Genomic DNA, 25923 nt, shown 5'->3' with positions numbered 1-25923 from the left:
TCCCGCTTAGTGCGAAAAACCTTGTCGTTCTCCAAGTCATTAGACAACCATATCGGTGCTATCTGGTACTTCATTCATCATTACAATACATCATTACTTATTTAGCACTACCGCCAAGAATATTCAAGTTCATCTGTTGGTGGATACTTTTGTGGGTTTAATTTCAGGAGATCCAGACCGCTTGCAGCAAATAATCTGGAATCTGCTCACCAACGCGATTAAGTTCACGCCCGAAGGCGGACAAGTTCAAGTTTACCTTCAAGGCGATCGCTCTCACGTCGAGATTTCAGTCAGCGATACAGGTAAGGGCATCAGCCCTGACTTTCTGCCTTACGTCTCCGACCGCTTTCGCCAAGCTGATAACTCTATCACTAGGTCTTATGCAGGATTGGGGCTGGGATTGGCAATTGTCCGCCACTTGGTGGAACTGCACGGGGGAACCATTCGTGCTGAGAGTCCCGGCGAGGGACAAGGGTCAACATTTATCGTCAAGTTGCCACTGATCAATACTGCTGGGGTCGAAAAGAGGACAGAGGAAGAAGAGAAATCTTTACGCAGTCCTCAATCTTCAGAACTCAATCCTCAAGAAAGTCCTCACTACGCCCCTTGGAAAAGCACTCTTGATGGCTTGCAGATACTTATTGTTGATGATGAACCTGATGCCCGTGATTTGCTGATGAGTATCCTGGAACAGTACGGAGCAGAAGCGATCGCTGTCGCCTCAGCAGAAGAAGCGATCGCAACTATCCAACAGTCAAAGCCAGATGTCCTCATCAGCGACATTGGGATGCCAAACGAGGACGGCTACAGTCTAATCCGCCGGGTGAGGGCGCTAGAGGCGGAACAAGGACAAATTCCATCTGTGGCGTTGACGGCTTATGTCAGAGTAGACGACCAGGAAGCAGCCCTTTCGGCAGGTTTTCAATCTCATGTCGCTAAACCAATTGACCCCACTGAGTTAATTAAGGTTGTCGCGTCCCTTGTCGGACGGACTGGAAATGTCTAATTTCATCGTCAGCGACAAAAGTTTTAAATACTCAAAATGCCAAAACTGAGCGTAAGCATAGCGAATACTCTTAGCTTATAGTTTCCTCCGCGGTGGTATGGGATAGGCGCAAAGACGGTATAGCATCACGGGTGCGACTTCAGATATAAGCAAGGAGAGGGACGTAAATTTATCCTAAATTTTGCTTTCTTTAAAATGAGCGAGCAATTAGGAGAAACTTTTAAATGAAAGAGAATAGGATTACTCGAAAGCATCTGGTTTATAGTCTGCTAACAGGTCTGGTGATCGGCGCGATCGCTGGCACGCCGATCGGCTGGTTTACGCATCGAACCTATGCTGAGCAACGTTTGGCTAAGAATTTGATTTGCCGAGAGCAACATCGAAATGAGCCTGTAGCGGTCGTGGAATCTATCTGCGGCTCAAGATTCTAAAGTTTTCTAATAATTGTCTTTGTGGGTGCGATCGCGCCCTTTTTTATTACATCGGTAAGGATGCGATCGCTTAGAATAATCGGTTAACAGATTTACCTAAAGTTAATTATTGATATTAACCCTCCTTTTGAAGGGGGGCAGGGGGGATCAAACCTATATGTCTAACCAGCGAAACTTTAATAAAACAGATTTCCATCTCCCTTACAACCCACAACTTGTAGCACGGGCAAAGGAACTCCGCCAAAACATGACGCAAGCAGAGAAAAATCTCTGGTACAGCTACCTGAAAACTTTTAAGTTTCGGGTTTTGAGGCAGAGACCCATTGATAACTTTATTGTCGATTTTTATTGTGCTGAGTTGAAGCTAGTTATAGAAGTTGATGGAGATAGTCATTTTACAGAAGAAGGGCAAAATTATGATACGGAAAGAACACAGGTATTAGAAGGCTATGGGCTGAAAGTGATGAGATTTACTAATAGTGAAGTATTGAGTAATTTAGAAGGTGTCTGTGGGCAGATAGAGGGCTTGATCCCCCCAACCCCTCTTTTTAAGGGGGGCTTAAGAGTCTAAGGGGTTGAGAGATCAAGCAATATTTTAATAACTTTATTTAAAGCAATTCTTGATTGGGTGAGAGACATCTGTAAAGGTGTGGCAATGCCATGTCCCTACTTAACGTTAGAACAGCAATATATTCTACCCAATCGAGAAACGTTATAGTCATGCTGATTTATAAGCGATCGCCTAATCCTCTTCTGAGTGCGATCGCTGCGTTATCAAAGAATTAGGCAATTTGCCCAAACTCTTGTTAACTTTCGCTTTCTGGTTAAAACTAGCCGAGAGCGAAGAAGCAACTGACACACTCAGATTCCGATGTTTGGGTTCCAAGCTTCCGTACCAATCAACAGCAAATCTTCCAGCGTCAGGGTACGATTCTCGGTTGGGTGTTCGGGTTTGAGAACATCTAAAAGTACCCACAAAATATCAGGTGCTGGTTTATTCAGGTTTCCATTCTCAATTCTTGAAATGGCTGCAATGCTCACTCCAAGAACTTTAGGCAATGGCTCTCCCAACCCTTCATAGAAGTGGGCTTCATACTCCTTCGTCTGTTCGCTTAACTTGTGGACACTCAAACCTTTTGCTTCCCGACAAGCTCGTAAGAAGTTGCCCATCTGCCGCAGCCCTTCATCCGTAAACCTTCGTCTCAACGACTCTCTCTTCCTTATTACAGGTAAAACCGCTAGTAATCGCCTTTACTGCCTAAAACTAAGCTATCATGCCCTACTTTGCGACTATTCGTTTCAAGTTAGTAACTTGAATCATTTTATGTTACAATGTATAAAGAGGGTTAAATTTTTAACCTTTCCAGTCATCCCACAACAAAGTAGTATTTCCAGCTCATAGCTGCCGGAAATTAAGCTGGATGAGTGCTGTTTGTGCTAACGACAAGGTTCGCACACCTGTACCCATCTACCCAATCAAATATCTATGAACAAATCCAAAGCGACAGAAGCACTGCGGGTAGCGCCGGGAATTGCTGCCATCAAAGCAGCACTGAACCAACGCGGCGATCGCATCTGCTTTCCTCCATAAACAGCCCATCTGGACTGTCTGGGTTACAGATAAAACAGATAAACCCCAATACTAGCTGGCATTTCAGCGCACTCCCATTCACAGATGGGGACTGCACTCGCAAAAGAACGATAGCGATCGCCACACCCTCATCGCCATCATTCAAAGCACATTCATCAAAAAACCCTAGGTATCATCGGGAAAATTTTATGACCTACTTTAACCAGCTTCACCCTTGGTGCCTAATGCGTCGCGTACCCAAGTTGCAATCCTCGGTTGTTGCTCGTTTTCGCCGCCGCTGTGACGCAGAAGCCCATCAGCGAGTCCTCCAACGCTTGGGTTCAAGCGAAAGCTACAACATCGTTTTCGACGTGGCAGCAAAAGCTGCCGAAGTTACGACCTAAATAAAATCACCTCAAAAAACTCTCATTATCACTTCAGTTGATGTATAGAGTTTTATTTTGCTAACAGGATAGAACGCCAGCGTTCTATCCTGTTTTTTCATTAGAGGATTAGCCAACCATCACCGAAGCAGAGTCGCGGCGGACAATTCACTTGATAATTCACTTGATAGAGTTCACGCAACACTCCTAGATACACTGGACGTTAATTTCGACAGGGCTGGATGCTTGAACCCGACAGCCTGCTCAACAACATCCGCAGCTCGCTTCACGCCGCCTGATTGACGGATATCCTGTTGGAGCCGAAATGCATTATTTGAGTAAGAATCCTCCGTAAGCACTCGTTGAATCGCGCCTCGCAACTTAGAAATGCTCAGACCGTCTGAAGGAACCACCTCACCCGTACCCGTCCATTGGATTCGCGCTCCAGTCCCCGGTTGTTCATAGGTGATGGGGATGGCAACTAGAGGAACTCCGTGGCTAAGCGAATCGAGTACCGTGTTCAGTCCCCCATGCGTAATGGTTAACCTTGCTTTAGAGATCAATTCCATCTGAGGGGCATACTCTACAACCAGTGGCGAACCAGGCATCTTTTCAACTGCTTCTACATTCATCCCACCTCCATAAGAGAGAACCAGTTGAACATCCAGTCCAATGCAGGCTTCTGCAATGCAGGAGAAAATTTCCTGTTTGGTACTCTGCACAGTCCCTAGTGAAGCGTAAATTAGGGGCTGTCCGGTCAACCGTTCATAGGGAAAGGGAATTGTTCGCGGTGAAGCATTGCGGAATGGCCCAGTGTAATGGAAGTTTTCTGGCAACTTGGCGCAGGGAAAATCAAAAGCAGCAGGCTGTTGGCTGATTTGGGCAAGTCGAGAATAGGAGAGACAGAAGCCTTGTTTCAGGGGCAACTTCCACGCTGCGCGATACTCATTGAGAACTTTCTGAATCGGTTCGCTATTGCGATCTAATAGGTAATAAGCAGTGAGATTGCGAAGACGCGCCCACCAGGTATTGTGGTAACTCCAGCCCATAAAGAAGGGGGGAACATCTGCTTGTCGGCGGATAGCTTGGGCGCAGCACACAGTAATAAAAGGGATATTGAGGTATTCAGCTACCACTTCACCCGCTGGTTCGAGCTGATCCACCAGCAATGTTTCAATCCCCGCCGCTTGAATGGCATCGGGAGCATCTTGGCAAAACATTTCACTCACCTGTTGGCACAAGGTGACTGAATAACGAAGCGACTCTAGGCGGCTCAATTGAGCGAGTTGCGCGAAGGACTCGGCAAGAAATCCAGGTCGATAAATCCCCTGCCCAATCGGATAAAAGTTTAGCCCTTCTGAGCGTACAGATGCCTCTAGATCCGGTATTTGCAGGAAAGTGACGCGATGACCGCGTTGTTGCAATTCTCGTCCCAACGCTGCCAAGGGGTTCAAGTGACCTGAAAAAGGCGGGCAAATTACACCAAAGTGAGTCATGGGTCGGCTTAGATAGAGTTTTAACAATGAAGCGGTCTATTTAAAGCTCCTGCAAGCACGCCACGCCTAAGGCTCAGACCCTATCCTCATAAAGCGGAAGTAATCTTACTTATTGGCAAGCAATCCTGCTTCTTTTTAGGAAACCCACGGTATGAACGCACTTCTTTTAAGCCTTGTAAGCAAAGACAACTTCCTGATATCTCTACTGAGGGTTTTGGTTTTAGGTCAGCGTTATCCAGTCAGGGAAAAATACAAAAAGTAATCAACATAAGTAAGCCTCAAGAGCAACCAGTCGGGTAACTGATGATGCTACTACTTAAGAGATTAAAATTATAAGACTGGGAGCTTCTAAACCAAAATAATAACAGGAGCGCAGAACCGGATAAAATAGACCTATTGGCTTCGTGTATTAAAAAATCCAGAAAACAAATTGATTTTTAGCCTGTTAGTAATTAAACTACCTGCTACTAATTGACTTCCACTTCTAGCTAAAGAATGGTAGTCCTGTTAAGTTAACTTGTAACTTTAAACACTAAAATTATTTATAAACAAAAATTTATTCAAACTTGTGTCATATCGGCTTAAGAGGCAGGAATCTGCTCAATATGAACGGCGGCTTGCAAAGTTAACTTACCTGCCCCTACATTAATCTGTTGAAATCGCCGTGACATCCCTTTTTTGTCAAAGTCACGCAGGCTTAAAACTTCGCTCACTTGTGCGACCAAAACATCTGTTAATTGTGGCGGGAGTTCCTTTCCCTCTAAATAATGCACATCTTGGAGGACAATTTCTTGCCCATCAGCTCCAATACGAGGCGTGGCGGTGAAGGCAAGTTGCTGAACTTGTCCAGTTTTATTCAGAATTAGCTCGGACTTCAAAGCTATATTGCCGTCTACTAGTAGAGAAAAGTTTACTTTTTGGATATGAATTGCTAGCTTTTTATCCTCAATAAAAAATTGGCTCTGATGCAGATGTTCCTGAAAAGCTTCGGAGTTGAAAGCATGGTTAAGATTATCTTCGTTGATAACAACGCGAAGTTTTCCTTGGGAAGGCTTGGTTAATTTAATTTTGCCGATTAGGGCAAGACGAGGTTTGACACTAATCCGATTAATTTCTATTTGTAATTCTTCCGAGGGCAAAAACTTTTGTATAATTAGACCATTGATATTAATAGCGATAAAATCAACTTCACCACGGGCAAGTTTGCTTAGATCCGTCTTGATCTGAACTTTTAATTCTTCTACTATTCCCAGTTGGCTTGCCAGCGCCATTTCTGCTAGCTTGTTAAGCGTTTGTTCTCCCAATCCGGCTTTATCTTGGGTCACGCTACTTCTCCATTGCCCTATCACTGCTCAATCTAGGCAATTTGCTTAAGAGAGTGTATCTACCTGATGACAGAAGCAATGCTAAGAGTACAGTTCTAGAGCGCAAATAAGCCACTAAACTGGCGATTATTGGGTTATTGAGACCTTTCAAAAATTCATTTTAATCGTAGATTCTTGGAGCGGTACGATTTTAGGAATTAGGTCTGTTTGTAAACCTCATACGGTTGCCACAATTTTTGACAGCAGCAGGCATGGAAAGCCCACAAATCCCCGAAGAAGGGGCTTTCCACTTCTGAAAAAATTATCCTATGAATGGACTGCATCAACAACGCGCGATCGCGATTGTGCTAATTGTGTTAAAAAACCTCTGCTTTTATGAGTGTAAAAATATACATTCATCCGGTTCAGCCTCCAGACAGACGAGAGACGGCGTTTGTCGCTTCAAAGTAGCGGAGGTAATTGATAGCTTTGCGAGGCATCGTGCGTTCGATGAAGGTGTTGCCGAAGGTACTGCGCCCATTTTTCCTGCTAGCTTTAGTTCTCGTTGTCATCAGCATTTTGGCTTTTCAAATTGAGCTAGCCATTCCTGCAACACCCAGCCGCTACAACACCTTTACACCCCTCACGAAGCCTGCACCGCAGGAGATCGGTTCCTATGATGTGTTGGGATACGCGATCGCTAAAGACGAAGCTCAAAGTCTGCTGCAAACTGAGGAAGGACGCAAGCAACTTTCACCGGAAAATGGGGCGGTTGAGGTTACAGAGGACTTAATTAACCTAGGACGCAAGGCTTTTTACTCAGAAACTTTTAAAGATCAGGTCTTTCAGACCGATGTTGTCGGGGCGCTGAATGGTCCCATCAACCTGGTGACGATGACAAAAGCGATCGCGCGACTGGGAGGAAAACATACCACGAACCTCCAGATTCCCATCGATAAAGATGTCACCATCGGCGGGAGAACTTTTACTGCCGGAACCTTGCTGAACACCGGAATGGACGTGCCTGCTGGTTCAATTCTGCCCTTGGGAATGCGTACCAGCATTGAGAAGGGTAAGGTTCGAGTCGGCATCACCTGCGCCTTGTGTCATGCAGCAATCGATAGCAGAAGTGGGCGCGTTATCGAAGGTGCGCCGAACAACGATGTCGATCCCGGCTTAGTTTTGGCGATGGCTACCAACTCCGCCGCCATGTTTCGTCAGACGGGCGTGAATCCCACGAAACTCCCCTTGGGCGATCGCACTTACATCAACGCTAATGGGGAAATTGCCCGTCTCCCAGATGTCAAAGCCGTAGAAGATGCCGTCGATGCCGATTTACTCGCTTGGCCTCCGGGTAACTTTGATTCTACCGGCAACCTGGTTAACAATCCCTCCCAGAATCCCTCCTCCTATACTCACCAAGCTTGGCCTTACGGCTGGAGTGGAAACGCTGCCATTGGCTGGTTTCACGGACTGACTACCCTCAACAGCAACGTTCACGCCACCAATTCCGACGCAACAGCGGGGGCTGATTCCACTCAAGCGTTACTAAATATTGACAAAGAAACTTATTTAGGAATTGTTTTTCAAAATTCAGCCAGTAAAGCTTTCCGGTTGCCAGAAGGCGCAAAGCCATCAGAATTCTTTGAAAAAATCGATCCCACGCCAGGGGAACCAGCAATGAACCAGGTGATTAAGATGCCTGGATACCCGAAAGGTTCGCCTTTTATTTTGGATGGGTTGATGGCAAACTCACCGGGATTCCCTGTCGGCGAACAACTTAACGGAATGTCAGCTTTTCAGAATAGCTTGGCACCGCCCCCCGTTCAAACTGCTGGCACAGACACCCTGAAGCGGGGTGCAGCAATCTTTTCAAAAGCTGGTTGCGTTGAGTGTCATAGCGGACGCTACTTCACCAACCATGAAGTAATCGCAGCCGATGAGATTGGAACTCAGCCCTCACGGGGTCCGGCGCAGGCACCCTTTGCCCGCATCTTGATAGCACCCCAAACCTATCCCAGTAACGTCCCAGTCCCCCTGCCGCCCGATCCGCCGGTGCTATCAGTCCCGACCGATATCACTCCACAGCGATCGCTAGAATTAGCCTTTGCCATCAGCAACCCAGCCGGTGGTTATAAGGTGCCTAGCTTAATTGGACTTGCCGTAACCGCACCTTATCTCCATGATGGCGGTGTGGCAGCTAGTTCCGAAGCACTGAAGCGAGATAAAGACGGCTTTAGGGTTGCCGATCCTAATCAACTAGGCATGGCAGGTACATTGCTCAATAATATCCAGCCCGATCCCAGCGCAAGTTTGCGAGTGCTGCTGGATCGCAACCTGCGTGAAACAACGGTAGCCGTTAACCGGGCAAATTCTGACTTACAACAGTCGAATGTAGACGGCCGCGGACACGCTTATTGGGTAGACACCGAGGCGGGTTTCACTTCCCAAGATCAGACCGATATCATTCAATTCCTCCTCTCGTTGGATGATGACCCGGAAGTGCTGCCAGCGGTAGCCTCAAATTAGCGATCGCGTTTTTTCTTCGCCCCGATTTAGGGGTTGAAGGGATCGAAACGGGAATCAAAGCAGAGAAAATCCCGCTTTAAAAAGGGGGACAAATACAACCAAAATTCAAAAGTAATACAACAATGAAAGTGCAAGGCGTAATTTTAGATATCGATGGTACGTTGGTTCTGAGCAATGATGCCCATGCCCAAGCTTGGGTTGAGGGATTTGCAACCTATGGTTATGACGTACCCTTCGATAAAGTTCGACCGCTGATTGGGATGGGTGGCGATCACGTCATCCCGGCAATGGTGCCGGAATTAAATGACGAAGACGGAGATGGGAAAGCCGTTTCCCAGAAGCGTCGAGAACTGATGGTCAACCGCTTTGCACCAACACTGTCTCCTACACAGGGCGCACGAGACCTAATCTTGAAAATGCAGGAGGCTGGATTAAAGCTGATTATCGCTACTTCTGCATCAAGTCAAGAACTCTCCCCGTTACTGAAAGCCGCACAGGTTGACGATCTCCTTGATGAAGCGACAACATCTAGCGACGCTGATGCCTCTAAACCAGCACCAGACATCGTGGAAGCAGCATTGAAGAAGATGCAAATGGAACCCAATCAAGTAGTAATGATTGCCGATACACCCTACGATATTGAATCTGCCAGTAAAGCTGGTGTGGGTGTAATTGCAGTGCGTTCTGGTGGCTTTGACGATAATCAACTCAAGGATGCGATCGCTATCTACGATCACCCAGCCGATCTATTAGCAAATTATGCCAATTCTCCCTTGAGCTAACACGCTAAGGTCTGTTTTTTCTCAACTCCCTACATTTAGTAAAAAGGCAGTAACGGAATTCGTTACTGCCTTTTTACTATTTTTTGTAACTTTTGGTTACTATCGCAATTCTCTATTGGATGCAGTCCGATTAAACCCCACCCCTGCCCCTCCCCGTAAACGAGGAGGGGTTCAAGATTCCCCCCAACCTTCACAAAAAAGAGGAATCGGGGATGATGTTCAATATTCTCCCCTCTCCGTTCACGGAGAGGGGTTGGGGGTGAGGTTCCTTATTACCTTACCAGCCGCTACTTTCCTGGTCTGCTGGATCGCCGTAAGGATCTTCGCTTGCGGGGCGAACATCTCCAAACTGTCCTTGGTAGTCTGCTGGATCGCCGTAGGGATCTTCACTCGCGGGACGAACATCGCCATACTGCCCATATGCTCCCGGATCGCCAAAGGGATCTTCACTCGCAGGGCGAACATCGCCATACTGCCCATATGCTCCCGGATCGCCGTAGGGGTCTTCGCTAGCGGGACGGACATCGCCATACTGTCCATATTCGCCCGGATCGCCAAAGGGATCTTCACTTGCGGGGCGGACTTCCCGATCGTCGTAGTTACTCGCGTCTTGGTCGTTACCAAGCAAGGCATCCTGCATTTTTCTGATAAACCCATCTACCATGATTTGTCTCCTTTTTCAATTGATGTTGAAACGGCTCTGTAGAGGGTACAAATTGAATCTCTATTGCCGTTGTGGTTGGCATTTCTTATAGCTGGTTAAGCGATCGCATCTCTGCAACACAGGGATAGCAGCGCTTGCTGTGCGCTTACTGTGCAGGAATCGGAGCATTCGCTTCAGCCAATCCCCTCAAGTCGCGCCCTGTGGGTCTGTTGTCATAGCCCTGGAATTCACGGTACTGTCGCGCTTCCTGCTCTGAAACTTGAATTCCTCCCGGTGGCGGCGTTACCCAGTGAGGGCGATTTTGAGCATCCCGGTAGTAGACGCGACCGTTCTTAGAAAGGTAGTATTTCCCCTGCGCCCCTTGCTGTTGCTTGTTCTTATTCTTGTTGTAAAGATAGTAAAGTGCCGCCGCTCCCGCCAGAGTGATTGCTACTTTCTGACCCGTTGATAATCCTTTCTTCGCTTGCGGCTGGGGTTGGTTTGTGGGGGGAGCATTGGTCACTGTTCCACCCCGGGTATCGTCAACAGGTGGCGGAGGAGTGCTAGTCTGCGATTCTCCGCAAGCATTCAAAAACGGAACCATTAGCAACGCTGAAAGCAGCAGCGCCATTGGGCGTAAAAATCTTTGACGCTGTGGGGCTATTGTATTCATCAATTTCCTGTTCTCCCTCCGTTACAGGATGTCTTGTTATGACGCACTCATGAGGAAAACTTGCGCTGTTTCAAAAACACTTTTTTTCTTCAATGAATTTCCAACAACGAGGTTAGAAATTGGGTATTTACCGCTGACCGACAACAGCACAAGTCAGTGTTTTTGTTTCCATCCAATCATGAGGCAAGTTTAAGAATAGTTCCCTACAGCTCTAGATAGAATTTTGAGTAAAGACTTCATCCAAGAGGAATAGACCCGACAGCCATTCACCAGCTCAGTCAGCTTTGGAAAGGAGGAGAAATACATAAAAATCAACCCTACGTATTGCTTATAAGTATTACTTATAAAGATAGGGTTTGCCTCTTTTTATGGGCTTTCTAAAAGTATTCTTTCTTAAGGTGATAATCGCTCAATTACCCAGTTGCCATCGTCACCACGTCGATAGTGTAAGCGATCGTGTAGCCGACTCGGACGCCCCTGCCAAAACTCGATTGTTGTAGGAATGACTCGGAAGCCTCCCCAATGGGGCGGTCGAGGGATTTCCCGATTTTCATATTGCTCTTTGAGTTCCTGCAACCGTTGCTCAAGTACCTCGCGGCTTTCAATAACTTGGCTTTGCCGCGAAGCCCAAGCCCCCAACTGACTTAAGAGCGGACGGCTGTGAAAATAAGCTTCTGATTCAGCATCTGACACCTTCTCTACCCGCCCCTCAATCCGCACTTGACGTTCCAGTTCCGCCCACCAGAAGACCAAGGACGCCCACGGATTAACGAGAATTTGTTGTGCTTTCTGACTCTCGTAGTTCGTGTAGAATACGAAGCCTTGTTCGTCGAAGTCCTTGAGCAGAACCATTCTGGCGCTAGGCTTGCCATCAGCCCCGACAGTCGCAACAGTCATGGCATTGGGTTCAAGAAGCTCAGCTGCCCGTGCTTGGTCAAACCAGGTTTTAAATTGTTGAAAGGGATTGGGGTCGCTATCCGCTTTGCTCAGTCCAAATCGGGTGTAATTTTTACGCAGATCGGCTACGCTTGTATCCATCTTTATATTTTTTCAATCCCTAATTTAAGTATTTTAAAGTCTTGCTTGACCCCAGTTTTCCTACATCCTACAAAAAAACTGATCGCTTGCGGCTATATTGATAGACTTTAGACTTTAGACTGGCTATGGGTTAGAGTGTAACGTCTAGCTAGTCGTTCTACGAGTCCCCAGGGAGCCACTGCTACAGGTTGTGAGTGCGATGCGCCGTTCAGCCAATCTTCAACGCCTGCTGATTCTCGGTTTGACAGGCCCGATTGTGGCTCTAAATATCTGGGTTCTGTCCCAGATATTCCGCTATTTTGAGCATTTAATTACCATCCTCACCATTTCGGCAATTCTGGCTTTTTTACTCAATTACCCGGTGCGGGTGTTAGAGGGAGTTCGCTTCAAGCGGACACAGGCGGTAATTATCGTTTTGGTGGTGACTTTAGCGCTGCTAGTCATTTTGGGCGTGACTCTTGTACCGATATTGGTAGATCAAACGACTCAACTGTTAAAAAATATTCCAGATTGGTTAGAGGCAAGCAATCAAAATCTAGATCAGTTGGACACCTGGACAAAAACTCGTCGTTTGCCTTTGGATCTCAAAGGGTTTATCCGTCGCATCAGTTATCGGATCGAAAACCAAGCGCAGGCTTTAGCGAGTCAGGCGTTCGGCGTGGCGCTAGGGACGTTGACTGGATTAATCGATGTCGTGTTCGTGGTGGTGCTGGCGTTTTATATGTTGCTGTATGGCGATCGCTTGTGGAAAGGTTTATTTAATCTCCTTCCGTCTCAGATCGGTCTGCCGTTGAGCGAATCCCTGCGGCTGAATTTTCAGAATTTTTTCATTACCCAAGTCCTTTTAGGACTGTTTATGATGGCAACGCTGACGCCAATCTTTTTGACTCTGAACCTGCCGTTTGCGCTCTTGTTTGGTTTGTTAATTGGGGTTGCCGAACTCATTCCCTTTATCGGTGCCACTTTGGGAATTGGGATGGTGACGTTTTTGGTGATGCTGCAAGATTTTTGGTTAGCCGTTTGGGTTGCGATCGCATCGATTTTCATGCAGCAGATCAAAGATAACCTCCTTGCTCCTAAGTTGATGGGCGATTTCACCGGACTTAATCCAATTTGGATCTTTATCGCTCTATTGATCGGAGGTCAGATAGCTGGACTGGTCGGGGTTCTCGTGTCTGTGCCCCTTGCGGGTACGATTAAAGACACTATCGATACCCTCCGCCTTTTGCGTCAGCCCTCAGTTGTGACGACAGAGACAGTTTCCCGAAACCCTAATGACCGTTGAAGGACGATCGGAATAGATACTGCCTAAAAGCTATCACCACCCAAACGAATCGAGAAGGCGCAGGCAGACTCTAAAAAGATTCTGCACGATCCCCAATAGGGGTTTGTCTGGTGTCATTTCAAATTTTTAATTCTATTCTCTGAAGAGAAATCGACTTCCAGTGGATCATCCAAAATAAGTGCGATCGCTCTTGCACTCAGACAACATTAACAGGTACCCCTTTAGGGTTCAATATTTTCTCAAAACTGCCGAGTGTATGCACTTGGCGTAGACGTAGAGTAGGATAGGTGAGGCTCAAATCCTTCTTACCCTTAAATAGCGAATTCATCTCGTTCTTCCTTGTAAAATTGGCAAGGGATCTGCATTGTTTAGGAGTTCATTGATGCGACAGATTAATTTTTTGCTGATCTTCGCGGTGTTACTAGCGCTAGTTTTATTCAGCTTAGAAAATACCGAACCTGCCGCCATTCAAATTGTTCAAGGTGTCGAAGTGCAAGCACCCTTGTGTATTGAACTGATTTTGGCGATGGGTCTTGGAGCTGTCTTGGCGTGGATTTTTAGTATCTGGGCGCGGTTGCTACGAAGTCTAGAATCTGGAAAACAATTGCGTCAGATGCGTGCCAAAGATGAGCGCATCCAAGAATTAGAGGAAAATATTGAACACTACAAAGCAGAAATCGAAGAGAGACGAAGTCTGCCCTTAAACGCGACCCTCCAGACTGAAGATACAGAGGTAGTTAGCGGGAAGCTAGCAAGTCTCGCGGCAGCCAAAGAACAGGAATCCCTTGCCTAATCAATTTAGCTTCATTTGAGCTTGAGTTTATGCCGATGACCATTGGCCCAGCCCAGGAAGCGATCGCTCTTTTAATCGATTTGGCTCAGCGGGGAGAAATTGACCCCTGGGATGTCCAGGTCATTGAAGCGATCGATCGATGCTTATTGGAATTGGAGAAAGCTGGGGAGAAGCTCTCTGGCACCTTTGAAGTAGAGCTGTCCCAATCCGGGCAGGCGTTTCTGTATGCGTCCATGCTGGTATTGCTCAAGGCGGATACGCTGTTTTCGCAATCCCTCCCAGACAATCTAGAACCCACCGACGACGAGCTAGACGACACCGCCGCCGATCCCAGACAATTGCCAACGCGGTTGGAGCGCCATTTGCGACGCCGAGGAACAGCAATGCCTCCCCAAACTCGTCGTGTAACCCTACACGAATTAATCGAACAGCTACAGCAGATAGCCACGGTACTGGAAGAAAAACCTACTGCCAGAAACGCGATCAAAGACCCAAGCTATCGTTCCCAGTCGCGTTCCCAAGCCGCCCGCGCGATCGCTGCCCTGGCTCACCAGGAAAATCTGACCGAAACCGCAGCTCAGCTAGATCGGTTTCTGAGCGGTCATTGGCCCCAAATGCCTCCTGGTCAGGATTGGCTGGAATTAGACCAGCTGCTAGAGTTATGGGCAGGGGTCAGACAACGGTCAGCACCGTTAAACGCGCATCAATTGCCTGAAGAGGTGGAGACTGCGCCGAAACACAATGACCGAGTGGGAGTTTTTTGGGCGCTGTTACTCCTGTCTGCCCAGTCTAAGGTAGAGTTAGCCCAAGAGGAGTTCTACCAAGACCTAAAAATCCGAACCCTTTAGCGATGATTTTGTACTGTGTCAGCGGCGGATTCAGCTACTGCCGGTATGTTGATTAAACACTAGGGTGAGAAACATCTAGAATATCGACAAGGTCAATCGACTAAAATGTTTGACCAGCCATCTCTTGCCTTCAGCGAAGGGATGGAATTCAGCTAAATTGCACGAAAACAAAGTGGCCTAGGTTGAGGAAAAAATATTCATGAAAGCCATGATTCTGGCGGCTGGTAAAGGTACCCGCGTTCGTCCGATTACCTACACCATTCCCAAACCTTTAATTCCCATTCTGCAAAAACCAGTGATGGAGTTCTTGGTGGAACTGCTCAGGCAGCATGGGTTTGACCAGATCATGGTCAATGTCAGCCATCTTGCTAATGAAATTGAAAGCTATTTCCGGGACGGTCAGCGTTTTGGGGTGCAAATTGGCTATTCCTTTGAAGGCCGGATTGAAGAAAATGGTGACTTGATCGGCGAAGCAATCGGTTCGGCTGGCGGGATGCGCCGCATCCAAGATTTTTCTCCGTTTTTTGATGATACCTTTGTGGTGCTGTGCGGAGATGCGTTGATCGACTTGGATTTGACCGCAGCGGTGAAGTGGCACAAAGAAAAAGGCTCAATCGCCACGATTGTGATGAAATCAGTGCCACGGGATGAGGTTTCCAGTTACGGAGTCGTCGTCACCGATGAAGAGGGACGAATCAAAGCCTTCCAAGAAAAACCATCAGTGGAGGAAGCACTCAGTACTAATATCAACACTGGGATTTACATTTTTGAGCCAGAAATCTTGGATTACATCCCCTCTGGGGAGGAGTACGATATCGGGGGTCAGTTGTTCCCCAAACTGGTAGAAATGGGTGCGCCTTTCTATGGAATCCCGATGGACTTCCAGTGGGTTGATATTGGCAAAGTGCCGGACTACTGGCAGGCAATTCGCAGCGTGTTACTGGGAGAAGTCAAAAATGTGGCAATTCCCGGACAGAACGTGGCTCCTGGTATTTATACCGGATTAAATGTAGCAGTGAACTGGGACAAGGTTGACATCACAGGCCCAGTCTACATCGGTGCCATGACACGCATTGAAGATGGAGCCAAGATTGTCGGTCCCACCTACATTGGACCCAATTGCTGGGTGTGCAGCGGCGCGAAGGTGGAAAACAGCGTAATTTTTGAATACTCCCGCCTAGGCTCAGGAGTGCGCTTAGTCGATAAGCTGGTGTTCGGACGTTACTGCGTGGATAAGACGGGTGCCGCGATTGATGTCCAAGCCGCAGCCCTTGATTGGCTGATTAACGATGCTCGTCAAGTTCTGCCCTCTAGCCCGCCAGCAGAACGGCAAGCGATCGCCGATCTGCTGGGAATGGAAGTGATTTAAGTCATCGGTAAGCGGTAATGGGAAATGGGTATTCGGTCACAAGTGGATTCTCTACCCATTTCCCATTTCCTATCACGACGACAGATAAGTGTACCGGCTCAAACTCTGCTCGTAGTTTTGCAGCAATCGCTGGGATTCCTGAATGGTAATGCGTTTATCCACGAGTGCTTGTTCGCATAGCCGCCGAATCTGCTCAATCAGATCCTCAGAATCGTACTGTACGTAACCCAAGACTTCCTTCATGGTGTCACCTTTGACAACGTGTTCAATCCGGTAGCTTTTGGGTGTCAGATGAATGTGAATTGTATTAGTATCGCCAAACAAGTTGTGCAGATTGCCCATAATTTCCTGGTAAGCTCCATTCAAGAACATCCCCAGGTAGTAGGGTTCGTCAGGCTTCAGCGTATGCAGTTCTAACACCGACTTGACATCTCGCAGGTCGATAAACCGATCGATTTTGCCATCGCTGTCGCAGGTGAGGTCTGCCAAAATTCCGCGCCGCGTTGGTTCCTCATCCAGCCGATGAATCGGCATAATCGGGAACAGCTGGTCAATCGCCCAACAATCCGGTGCTGATTGGAACACAGACAGGTTGATATAGTAAATGGAAGCCATGATTTTTTCCAGGTCTTCCAGTTCGTCGGGAACGTATTCCTGCTTCCTGGTAATCGCTAGAATTTTTTCACAACAAGCCCAGTAAAGACGCTCGGCTCTGGCTCGTTCAGTGAGGCTCAAAATCCCCAAATTAAATCGGCTGATGGCTTCTTCTTTGAATTGAGCGGCGTCGTGGTATAGCTCTTGGAAATTTTCCTCGTTAATCGATTGGTAGGTTTCCCAGAGGTAATTAATTATCGGAGATTCGCCCTCTTTTGGGGGTTCGGGTGCCCCAGATGGCACGTCGCTGGTGCCCAGGACATCAAAAATCAGCACCGATTGATGGGAAGCGATCGCTCTCCCACTCTCGCTAATTAGCGTGGGAACGGGTAACTGGTGTTCGGCACAAGCTTCTTTCAACTCTGCCACGATATCGTTGGCATAGTTCTGCATATTGTAATTTTTGGAAGCATAGAAATTGGTTTGAGAGCCGTCGTAATCCACGCCCAAACCGCCGCCGACATCGAGATATTTCATGTCAGCCCCCAGCTTGGCTAACTCGACGTAAATCCGGCTAGCTTCTTGGATGGCATCTTTGATGACGTTTATCGCAGAAATCTGAGAGCCAATGTGGAAGTGCAACAGTTGCAGCGAATCCAGCAAGTCAGCGTCTCGTAATTGGTTGACCGCCTGGATGATTTCGGGAATGGTCAAACCAAATTTAGCGCGATCGCCTGTAGAGCCTCCCCAGCGTCCCACGCCTTGGGTACTCAGCTTCGCCCGGATGCCCAAAATTGGCTTAATGCCCAACTGACGGCTGGCTTCAATACAAAGCTGTACTTCTTCAACCTGCTCTAATACGATCAGCGGCGTTTGCCCCAGTCGAGAAGCTAACATCGCCGTTTCGATGTATTCCCGGTCTTTGTAGCCATTGCAGATGAGTAATGCCCCAGGCGTATCCAACATTGCCAAAGCAATCATCATCTCTGGCTTCGAGCCAGCTTCTAAGCCAAACTGATGAGGTTTACCAAATCGCACCAAATCCTCAACCAAGTGTCGCTGCTGGTTGCACTTGACCGGAAAAACGCCTTTGTAAGAACCGGAATAGTTGTAACGAGCGATCGCTTTCGCAAAACAAGCATTCAATCGCTCGATCCGGTCTTCTAAAATATCTGAAAAGCGAATCAGTAGTGGCAGTCCCAGATTGCGCTGCTTCAGGGCGTTGACCAGTTCAAATAGATCCAGAGAACCCCCACGCTCTCCCTTTGGAGAAACTGTAACGTGACCGGCTGCATTAATCGAAAAATAGGGTTGCCCCCAACCTTCAATCCGATACAGGTTCTCACTTTGTTCTATTGACCAGGATGGAGGCGAGTTTTCACGGCTGACCCGCGCCAAAACCATTTCATCTTTTTCCCGTTTTGCATTTCTCCGGGCAAGGGCACCTCCGGTACCACGGTTCTTCGATGAAGTCTGTGCCGCAATTTCTTCTTCTGATGATCCTTCTACAATTCCAGAGGTAAACTGCTCACCCATTTTCTTTATCTATCCTCCCTGTGCCCTGTCGAGTAGCTAGTCTATCGCATTCACTTATCATAGGCAGGCGTATGGTCTTGAATCAGTACCTGCGGTTGGATGTCTGCTTAATTCCCATTGTTGCCAAAAATTGCACTGGGGAATTGGGGATCAGTAATTCTTTGCTTGAAAAACTCTGAAAGCTCCAAAATCTCTGCTTCTTGTCCGCGACAACCCCCTCTTTTTCCGGGTAATTAAATTTTCTTTTTCTGAAAGATGGCAGGGAATTTTTGCTAGAATCTGCCTCTAGTGAGTTATACCGAGTTTTTCAAATATTTGATAAAACTTTGATATAAATTACCTAATATCAATCAGCCGTGCTAGTTGAGGGCGTTCAATGCTCAATCAGCCCGATAAGCCTCCTATCCAGCGCTTTAGCCTTGTTTTCCTGTACCAGATGGTTCAGAAGTACCCACTCGCCTTTTGGGGCGGTTTGTGGGCTTCTGTGATTACCATCGCAGCAGTAGCAGCGCTAGGTCTAGTTAGTACAGGCCCCGTCGAGGAGGAGGAATCTAAACCTGTTGAACCGATGCCTGCCGTAACGACGGTTCCAGAATCAGGGACATCTCCACTCTCAAGCTTCATCACCAGTCAGCCATCCGAGACCCCGTTGCCAGGTTTTACAGCGGTTCCGGAAGTTCCGGTTGCTCCGGAAGCTCCGAAGCAACCGGAAGTACCACGGTGGTTGTATGGTGCGATCGCATTGGGCTTTGTCACTGGAACGCTGTTGATAGCGCTGAACCTGAGTCGTCCATCGCAGCGTAAATCTCTCAAACGGTCAAAGCCGACTGCAAGCGTCCGCAAAAAACAACCCCGCCCGACTCAAAAGCGTCGTCCCACGCCCCCAAAGCAACGGACAGAAAACTTTTCTAAACCTCAAGAAGTACCCTTAATGATGACAAATTATGGGATGACTGAGGTAACAGTGGTGCCTCCAGAAGAAAATCATCCTCTGGATTGGGGCGAGGATAGTCTGGCAGAAATCATGGATATGCGAAGGCGGCAGACTCTTTCTTCGCTGCTTAAAAAGTAATCAGTATGAAAGTTTTGAGTTTTGAGTAAGAAGAAATTTCTTCTCACTCAAAACTCAATTTTTTTGACCAATTACTACAAATTAAGCTCCCTGTAAATGTTTTTGACCGAATTACTTTTGACTTGCCGAAAGTAGCGATCGCCAATCTTTAATTGCTTTTTCTGTCCAGAGCCAGTTTTTACTCAGGGCTTCTGGTTGGAAGTTAACCGGATCTTCTGAGATTGCCTTTTGGCGGAGCTTACGGGCTTCATCCAAAAGTTTTGCTTGCTTATCAGCAGGTTGGGATGCCGCCAATTTACTTAGCCCGATGGCTAATCCGGCATAAGTCGTCAAAGCTTCTTGTTGGGCAACCGATCCGGCAACAGCGGCTTGCTTTTCTTCTATCAAGTAAAAAGCATCAAACCAAATTTGGTTCGCCCGATCGAGATTTCCTTCTAAGTAATAGGCAAACCCTAAGGCATTCAAGTATTGGGCAGATTTGGGTTGCTTTTTGACCGCTAGCTCCCAGAATCGACGGGCATCATCTAAACTGTAATCCTTGCTGCCAGTTTGAACAGATTGCCATGCCAGACGCCCTCTTAGGAAGCTAATGGCTGGGTCATCGATTTTCTGTTTGCTAACGTTGTCAAGCGCCCCTTGGGCTTGCTGTAACGCTCCTCGGTTGAGCAATTCTTCTACAGCCACCACTGCGGCGGATAAGTTATTTTGGCTGAACTGTTCAATTGCGATCGCCGTAACAGTCGGGGTATTGGCTTTCTGGAGATTGACATTTTTGAGATTGGGACTTGGGATCGCCGGAAGTGAGGTTGAGGTATTCTCCTGAGAGAACAACAAGTCTGAAGGTTGCGGACGACGTTGCAATAACCAGAAACCCAAAAGCGCGATCGCTATCGTCGAGCCTAACGCCAGCAAAATCAGTGGGATACGCTTAGCTCGTGGCTGTCCGTCCTTTCCTTCTCCACGCTGCCAAAATCGCAGCCGGGGGTTCCCGGCGGCATATCCCAGTAACGATTCTCCCGATCCCACGTTTTTCGGTGCTGACTCAGCAGCGATCGCTGCGACGACGGGTTGAGGGGGTGTTTTCGACTCGCTGAGCGGGTGAGCGGCGATCGTCTTCTGATTCTCCCTTTCTACGGGTCTATCTCTCGTCTGGTCTGCCTCTGTTTCCCTCTCCGTGTCTGCTGCTAATTCGGGCTTCAGCTGGCGAAACAGATCCGCAACCAAAGCTGAGTCGTCTTCGTAGCCAATATCGTCATATTCCAAATCATCAACCGGATCGGTCCAGTCGGGATCGTCATATCCGTAGAAGTCATCCTCTAAAGCCTCGTCGGTGCTTAAGAAACCGGATCTCGACGCAGTCGGTGCCGTGAATACCGCTTCTTCCTCCCGATTCGAGAGTGGAGAGCCAAGCATTTCTCCCCAAGCAATGTCTGCCCCAGAAGCATCGGGCAACTGAAGTCGCTCTGCTTTGGCATTGATGGCATGATGACTTGGTGTCAAGTAACCGTCAAATTCCGGGTGAAGATAGAGGATCGGTAAAGCCCAGTAAAGCTGGCGAGAACCGTAAGTAGAAATTAAACTTTGCCTCGCCCGACTCAGGCTGAGGTCAATCGGATAACCTTGATTCAGATTGCCGTAAAACCGCCGCGCCAAGGTCAAAGCGACTTGATCCGGAATGCGTTCTGCCATCGCCAGCACGCTCTTGATGCCGCGTTTAACCAGCGCTTCTGCCAAATTTCCCTCTGCGGCACCGTCGCTGGGAGCTGAAGCGGCAGTATGAGCGCCCCGGCAGGAGTTAAACACTGCGAGCTGGACGCCATTATTGACGAGTAACCCCGCTAAGTCATCTCCGCTTAACATCTCCGTCAGCCCAGTTTGGCGGCTCACGAGGTAGAGATTGCCGCCGTAGGCTCCTTGGTCGCTATGACCTGCGTAGTGAAAAATTTGATATTGACCTTGTTCCAGCTCGTGCGTCAACTGCTCCGTACCGGGTTGTTCCAGAACGGTGAGTTGAATTTCGGGTAAGCCATTCCGGGAACGGTGACTCAGTTCTGCTTGCAGGTGGCTGACTTCTTGTTTGAGAGCCAAACTTTCCTGGTCGTTGGGGGCAGCGATCGCCATCAAGATTCTCACCGCTGGTTGATTTGACCCAGAACCTAATGAAACGCTGGGACTTCTCAACCTTGTACTCATCTGATAGCGGGAGAAGGCAACATCGGTTCCGGTCGCCAAAGGGCGATCGCCATCGTGTAATACTTCCCAGGGCAAGCTGAGTAAGCGACTATCTTTTAATCCCAAGCGCAACCGCAATACTTCTTGCCGGTCTTGAGCGATCGCTTGAGCGATCATCCAACTATCTCGCAGCGTCCCTTGGAACAAAGCATCGTAAAGCTGCTGCCCCAGCGCCACCAAGTTAAGGGAAGATTGTGTGGCTTCTCGGTTCGGGGAAACCGATCGAGAAGTATCGCTGGGAGACAGAGCCATGAGCAAAGGGTCATTCATCAGGTGCCTCGCCTGAGCTAACCAATCTTCCACTTGCCACGTTACCTGCTCTTCGGCAAATGGGACGGCACCCGGTGCGGCAACCCATTCTGTCCGCACCCAATATTTATTTTCCCCTAAGGGATTTACAGAGATATGAAATTCCTGAGCCACTGCTACTATGCACTCCTGCTTCAGTTAGAACCTTCTAGCTGCTTTTCTTACCTGGAGGAGGAACTGTTTCCCTTTCTTCCTAGATACATTCAATTTACTTAAAGTTTCCATGAAGAGCAGTTTCGTTTTTTTGAACGCAGATGCTGTTGATGGATGCTGGGAAGGGGCTACGGTGTACACACATCTTTCATTAAGTGGCACAACGCGATCGATCCCCCTTGCATCCCCCTTAAAAAGGGGAACTTTGAGTGGATTGCCCCCCTTTTTAAGGGGGGTTGGGGGGATCAAAACGGGACTTGTAAGTTCAAGAAGACTTGTGTGTACACGGTAGGGGAAGGGGAGGGAGAAAATTTCTATTTATTCTAATTTAATCGTTAAATTTGCCCCAACTTAATCCGGATCGTTGGGGACTTCTTCAGAAGAGTAGATTGGTAGATGCACCCTGATTGACATCCCCTGGCTCACCGGTTTGAGCCGGGGATTTTTTTTTGATTCGTTACGCGGTGTACAACTTTCTGTATTTCTCCCGGTTTTAAGGGGGGGTTAGGGGAGAACTGACACAAGTGGCTTGGCATTTCCATCCCTCAACCCCGCCATAGGAGAGCCACTGCGCTAGAAATAACGAGAAGCAGATGGCAGATTAGCGATCGCTCATTAGCTGTTAACGAATGACCAACCGCTAATTGCTCATGGCTAATCCGAACTGACTTCCTCAAAAGATTTAACTTCTAGAACCGGGCCAATCATCGCGAAGGTCATCACGTCGTTTCGCACCTCACCTTTGACTTTCACTTTGAGTCCCGATTTGCGTAAATCTTCTGGAGCTTTGTGGAGTTCATAGGTTTCACCCTCTTGTGTGACCAGTGCCCAGGTACCTGGACCAAGTCCCTTGCGTTCGATGGTGCCTTCTACGCTAATGCTCATGCTGTTTGCCCTTCTCCTTTGCTGGATAAATAGGCGAGTCCGATACAGAGGAGGGCATTGGTAATTAGGAATAGCCTAGCGATCGCGCCATGACCTAACCACAACATCCCAGGATCTGCTACGGCACTCACTAATAAACAGGATGCCACGCCCAAGGTCGAGCCGATCGCAAACCACTTCCAACTGCGATGTCCCAGTAGCAAGGCGATTAATGCAAAAGGAATCAACACGCTGGCAAAGATGGGATTCAATAAACCACTGCCTTGAATCGTATTGCCCAGTTCCGGAATCGAACTACCCATCATCCGGAAAGGCCACTGGGGAAGATCGAAGATATAGAAGCCGCGCAGGAAGAATAATCCAGAACTCCCGGCAACTAAACCGCTAGTTAGCGACCAACTCCAGCCAAAGGGGAAATAATTCCTCAAGAACCAGGCGAGGACATAAGAACCCAATACCATCGCAATCTTTGGTAACAGTGCCACCGCACCGCCATCAATCCAGAAGCGAGGATTGAGATAGCCATTATCGCGCAACCAGCGGAAGAAGTCGCGGAAGGTAATTTGCCCGCGCACCGCCAGTTTGACAGCCGCCGAGGCATCGAGATGACCGGCACCAAAGTAGTTGAAAGCGTCATCTGGAATCACCCGTGCCGATTTTTTGAGGACACCCAAGATTTCCTCCGGTTCTGTCACGCCAGAGGCTTTCACTAAAGCCGCGACACCGGCAACGTGGGGAGACGCCATGCTGGTACCTTGGAAGGAAGCAAAAGTGGGGATAAGCTTCCCATTTTCGTCATAGCTAATGGTTTCTTGCAGAATCCCACCCGTTGTATTTTCTCCAGTGGTTGCGCCACCAGGGGCTGAGATATCCACACCAGCACCATAGCTGGAGTAACCAGCTTTTTCACCGGCAGAATCAATTGCTGAAACACCGATAACGTGGGGATATCGAGCTGGATAGGAGGCAGAATTCTCATTAGAGTTGCCTGCCGCTGCGACGATAACGACGCCTTTGTTGTAGGCATAATTAATCGCTTCTTGCATTACCTGACTTTCGCCGCCACCACCCAAGCTCATGTTAATGACATCAGCACCGTTATCGGCGGCAAACTTAATTGCTTCGGCAATATCGGCAACGGTGCCGCCGCCTTCTGCGCTTAACACTTTCAAAGGCATTAAGCTGGCTTCGTAAGCAATACCAGCGACGCCATAGCCATTATTGGTCGCTTGGGCAACAGTACCGGCAACATGGGTACCATGCCCGTTGTCGTCGTCCGCTTCGTCTCGGTTGTTAACAAAGTCGTAGCCTTGGACAAACTTGGTATCTTTCAGGTCAGGAACGCGACTGATGCCGGTGTCAATGACGGCAACTGTCATCCCTGCGCCTTTGGTTTCGTCCCAAGCCGATTCTACGTTGATACTCCGTAGGTTCCACTGCTTGCTGTACTCTGGGTCGTTAGGGACTTCCAGAGCTTTGTAGACATAATTCGGTTCAATATATTCGGTTTTTTTGGCTAAAGGCGATTTTTTCAGAGCTTTCAGCAGATTGCGATCGCCTTTAATGATATACAAATGATCCGATTCGGAGAATTCGCTGTTGTACTGAGCGCCAAGCGATCGCACCTGTTCTTGCACCACCTCTGCTGGTACGTCTTCGCGGAAATCCAGCACAATCGAGTCAAACTCACCTTGTGCTGCCAGTCCCTTGAAGTTAAACAGGGCAAAACCTACCCCCAATAAAAACAAGCACGCTATCAAAAGCTTTCTCATATTCACCCGTCTTGTGAGCGCCAGTTTCTCCCCACGATAACTCATGCATCTGCCCCGTGGTGTATTTAGTTTTTAGTTATTAATTTTTGTTTTTTGGAGTAATACCGCTCTTTTGCAGAAGTAAGCGATACGAATCAGGCTGCTTGCGGCAAAAGTTCTCTTGAAGCGAGAGAACCCTATTCTTACTCTTACTGAAGGACTTGTAGTTTTTCAGCCGATGAACGTCTATCTAATACTCAGTTTGAAGCGAGGGAGGAATTCTCTTGTCGTTAGCGGGTTCCTGCGCCTTGACTATTATCATCCGAGAATCCTTTATTTGGGGGTTCGTAGGTTTGATTCTGGGTAGTATTATCGGGAGTTCCGATGCTAAATTTCAATTGAGTATTGAGCAGTTGCAACCCAAATATCAAGATGAATATCCCTGTAGCTTTTAGTAGTAGATGACTCATAAAATTTTTGTGGCTTTAAACTAATTATGATGAAGTCATTTTTGATTATTTGACTGAATCTATTGCTTGGCGATAATAAACTGGATAGTATAAAATAGTTTTTTAACTAAAGTTTTCTATCCTAAACTGATTCAATTTTTAGAGATTAGGGTTAACATCAACCTCTGCTGCTCCCTACGAGAAATCCGACCTGTAGCAAATATCTGATAAATTACTTTGTCGATGGTAAACTGGAGTAGATAACCGTGAGATTGCATCTTGGTTGGTTGAATTCGATGCTTTTAATTATGAAGGTTTTATAAAGAACCTCTAGTGATAAAACCTATAGTAAAATGTGACATTATTACTGCAAATATTTGATTGAAATCCCCAAGTTTGAGTGATGGGATTGACTCACCAAATGTGACTGACTGTTCCCGGCTGTGTGATCTCGATCGTAGCTAGAAACCGCGTGCAGCCTAACGGGAGCCAAATATACCTAGCGATTGTAATCGCGGCTACGCCAACCCCCTTACCCCTCTTCAGAAGAACGATGCATTACCCGCCTCTGTTGAAATCATGTAGGGGTAAAGCATTGGCGCAGAAAGATTTGAGTTGAAGTAACTTGTACAAGGCATGAATACTTCACTCTCAACCTGAGAACCCAAGGGAGCATCTAGCATAGCGCTCTTCTGTCACTCTAGGAGGAGGATAATGGGGTAAAACTGCTAGAAGCCAGAACCCGTCTATGACAGAGCCACGCGCCGCAAAACCGACCGTGAAATTTGTGGA

23 protein-coding genes and 1 pseudogene are annotated in these 25923 nt (G+C 47.8%); 12 read left to right on the top strand and 12 right to left on the bottom strand.

The genetic code is table 11. The annotated features are described in order from the left end of the window. From H6H02_RS24805 to H6H02_RS24790, 4 genes and pseudogenes are all read left to right on the top strand, one after another. Positions 1-105, top strand: a pseudogene (locus tag H6H02_RS24805) (IS1 family transposase); the annotation flags it as partial. Further along, positions 56-1006 carry an ATP-binding protein gene (locus H6H02_RS24800; RefSeq protein ID WP_190822830.1) on the top strand — a complete coding sequence of 317 codons (951 nt, stop codon included), beginning with the start codon at positions 56-58 and terminating at the stop codon, positions 1004-1006. The pseudogene H6H02_RS24805 and the gene H6H02_RS24800, both read left to right, overlap by 50 nt. A 224-nt stretch (positions 1007-1230) precedes the next feature. Then, positions 1231-1437, top strand: coding sequence for a hypothetical protein (locus H6H02_RS24795; protein ID WP_190822824.1), 207 nt, complete (start codon positions 1231-1233; stop codon positions 1435-1437). 157 nt (positions 1438-1594) lie between these two features. Next, on the top strand, positions 1595-2008 hold the full coding sequence (locus H6H02_RS24790) for an endonuclease domain-containing protein (RefSeq protein ID WP_190822822.1): 414 nt from the start codon (positions 1595-1597) through the stop codon (positions 2006-2008). 290 nt (positions 2009-2298) lie between these two features. On the opposite strand, the gene H6H02_RS24785 is transcribed toward H6H02_RS24790, so the two are convergent. Continuing rightward, positions 2299-2643: a helix-turn-helix transcriptional regulator gene (locus H6H02_RS24785; protein ID WP_190822821.1), complete on the bottom strand. Its 345-nt coding sequence runs from the start codon at positions 2641-2643 to the stop codon at positions 2299-2301. Between the two features lie 573 nt (positions 2644-3216). Between H6H02_RS24785 and H6H02_RS24775 the strand changes: the two genes are divergently transcribed. Continuing rightward, on the top strand, positions 3217-3411 hold the full coding sequence (locus H6H02_RS24775) for a hypothetical protein (protein ID WP_190822819.1): 195 nt from the start codon (positions 3217-3219) through the stop codon (positions 3409-3411). 173 nt (positions 3412-3584) lie between these two features. Here H6H02_RS24775 and H6H02_RS24770 read toward each other — a convergent pair whose 3' ends face one another. Then, complete coding sequence (locus H6H02_RS24770; RefSeq protein ID WP_190822817.1) at positions 3585-4886, bottom strand: glycosyltransferase; 1302 nt, start codon at positions 4884-4886, stop codon at positions 3585-3587. 581 nt (positions 4887-5467) lie between these two features. Further along, a complete protein-coding gene (locus H6H02_RS24765) occupies positions 5468-6211 on the bottom strand; it encodes a DUF2993 domain-containing protein (protein ID WP_190822815.1) in 744 nt (247 codons plus the stop codon). Positions 6212-6700: 489 nt separating this feature from the next. Between H6H02_RS24765 and H6H02_RS24760 the strand changes: the two genes are divergently transcribed. Continuing rightward, positions 6701-8719, top strand: a complete 2019-nt coding sequence (locus H6H02_RS24760; protein WP_190822828.1) for a hypothetical protein — start codon at positions 6701-6703, stop codon at positions 8717-8719. Between the two features lie 122 nt (positions 8720-8841). Then, the gene (locus H6H02_RS24755) at positions 8842-9501 is read left to right on the top strand and encodes an HAD family hydrolase (RefSeq protein WP_190822813.1); all 660 of its coding nucleotides are present in this window, start codon (positions 8842-8844) and stop codon (positions 9499-9501) included. Positions 9502-9778: 277 nt separating this feature from the next. Here H6H02_RS24755 and H6H02_RS24750 read toward each other — a convergent pair whose 3' ends face one another. The 3 genes from H6H02_RS24750 to pdxH all read right to left on the bottom strand — a co-directional run bounded on the left by H6H02_RS24750 (position 9779) and on the right by pdxH (position 11855). Further along, positions 9779-10165 carry a translation initiation factor gene (locus H6H02_RS24750; RefSeq protein WP_190822811.1) on the bottom strand — a complete coding sequence of 129 codons (387 nt, stop codon included), beginning with the start codon at positions 10163-10165 and terminating at the stop codon, positions 9779-9781. Between the two features lie 145 nt (positions 10166-10310). Next, a complete protein-coding gene (locus tag H6H02_RS24745; protein WP_190822809.1) occupies positions 10311-10817 on the bottom strand; it encodes a hypothetical protein in 507 nt (168 codons plus the stop codon). Positions 10818-11210: 393 nt separating this feature from the next. Next, positions 11211-11855 (bottom strand): pyridoxamine 5'-phosphate oxidase, encoded by a 645-nt coding sequence (gene pdxH, locus H6H02_RS24740; protein WP_190822807.1) that lies wholly within the window; start codon positions 11853-11855, stop codon positions 11211-11213. A gap of 199 nt (positions 11856-12054) precedes the next feature. Here pdxH and H6H02_RS24735 point away from each other — a divergent pair, with 199 nt between their 5' ends. Then, a complete protein-coding gene (locus H6H02_RS24735) occupies positions 12055-13140 on the top strand; it encodes an AI-2E family transporter (protein WP_190822804.1) in 1086 nt (361 codons plus the stop codon). A 196-nt stretch (positions 13141-13336) separates the two neighbouring features. Here H6H02_RS24735 and H6H02_RS27800 read toward each other — a convergent pair whose 3' ends face one another. Beyond that, entirely contained in the window at positions 13337-13468 is a 132-nt protein-coding gene (locus H6H02_RS27800) for a hypothetical protein (protein ID WP_277922597.1), read from the bottom strand. Positions 13469-13522: 54 nt separating this feature from the next. Here H6H02_RS27800 and H6H02_RS24730 point away from each other — a divergent pair, with 54 nt between their 5' ends. The 3 genes from H6H02_RS24730 to H6H02_RS24720 all read left to right on the top strand — a co-directional run bounded on the left by H6H02_RS24730 (position 13523) and on the right by H6H02_RS24720 (position 16150). Further along, a complete protein-coding gene (locus H6H02_RS24730; RefSeq protein WP_190822802.1) occupies positions 13523-13933 on the top strand; it encodes a LapA family protein in 411 nt (136 codons plus the stop codon). A gap of 29 nt (positions 13934-13962) precedes the next feature. After that, positions 13963-14781 carry a ScpA family protein gene (locus tag H6H02_RS24725; RefSeq protein WP_347342654.1) on the top strand — a complete coding sequence of 273 codons (819 nt, stop codon included), beginning with the start codon at positions 13963-13965 and terminating at the stop codon, positions 14779-14781. A 199-nt stretch (positions 14782-14980) separates the two neighbouring features. After that, positions 14981-16150 (top strand): NDP-sugar synthase, encoded by a 1170-nt coding sequence (locus H6H02_RS24720; RefSeq protein ID WP_190822800.1) that lies wholly within the window; start codon positions 14981-14983, stop codon positions 16148-16150. A gap of 72 nt (positions 16151-16222) precedes the next feature. Here the strand turns inward: H6H02_RS24720 and speA are convergent, their stop codons facing one another. Beyond that, complete coding sequence (gene speA, locus H6H02_RS24715) at positions 16223-18280, bottom strand: biosynthetic arginine decarboxylase (RefSeq protein ID WP_190822798.1); 2058 nt, start codon at positions 18278-18280, stop codon at positions 16223-16225. Between the two features lie 376 nt (positions 18281-18656). Here speA and H6H02_RS24710 point away from each other — a divergent pair, with 376 nt between their 5' ends. Continuing rightward, a complete protein-coding gene (locus H6H02_RS24710; protein WP_190822796.1) occupies positions 18657-19352 on the top strand; it encodes a hypothetical protein in 696 nt (231 codons plus the stop codon). 111 nt (positions 19353-19463) lie between these two features. Here H6H02_RS24710 and H6H02_RS24705 read toward each other — a convergent pair whose 3' ends face one another. The 4 genes from H6H02_RS24705 to H6H02_RS24690 all read right to left on the bottom strand — a co-directional run bounded on the left by H6H02_RS24705 (position 19464) and on the right by H6H02_RS24690 (position 25152). Further along, on the bottom strand, positions 19464-22007 hold the full coding sequence (locus H6H02_RS24705) for a CHAT domain-containing protein (protein WP_190822794.1): 2544 nt from the start codon (positions 22005-22007) through the stop codon (positions 19464-19466). Between the two features lie 693 nt (positions 22008-22700). Next, positions 22701-22931: a hypothetical protein gene (locus H6H02_RS24700; RefSeq protein ID WP_190822792.1), complete on the bottom strand. Its 231-nt coding sequence runs from the start codon at positions 22929-22931 to the stop codon at positions 22701-22703. Continuing rightward, positions 22928-24703, bottom strand: a complete 1776-nt coding sequence (locus H6H02_RS24695) for a S8 family peptidase (protein WP_190822790.1) — start codon at positions 24701-24703, stop codon at positions 22928-22930. The genes H6H02_RS24700 and H6H02_RS24695 overlap by 4 nt, the downstream gene beginning before the upstream one ends. A 269-nt stretch (positions 24704-24972) precedes the next feature. Beyond that, complete coding sequence (locus tag H6H02_RS24690) at positions 24973-25152, bottom strand: hypothetical protein (RefSeq protein WP_190822788.1); 180 nt, start codon at positions 25150-25152, stop codon at positions 24973-24975. Positions 25153-25923 lie beyond the last annotated feature (771 nt).

Source organism: Coleofasciculus sp. FACHB-1120 (genome assembly GCF_014698845.1).
Taxonomy (GTDB): domain Bacteria; phylum Cyanobacteriota; class Cyanobacteriia; order Cyanobacteriales; family FACHB-T130; genus FACHB-T130.
Note: the sequence above shows the minus strand (reverse complement) of the source record. Positions and strands in the feature narration are given on the sequence as shown.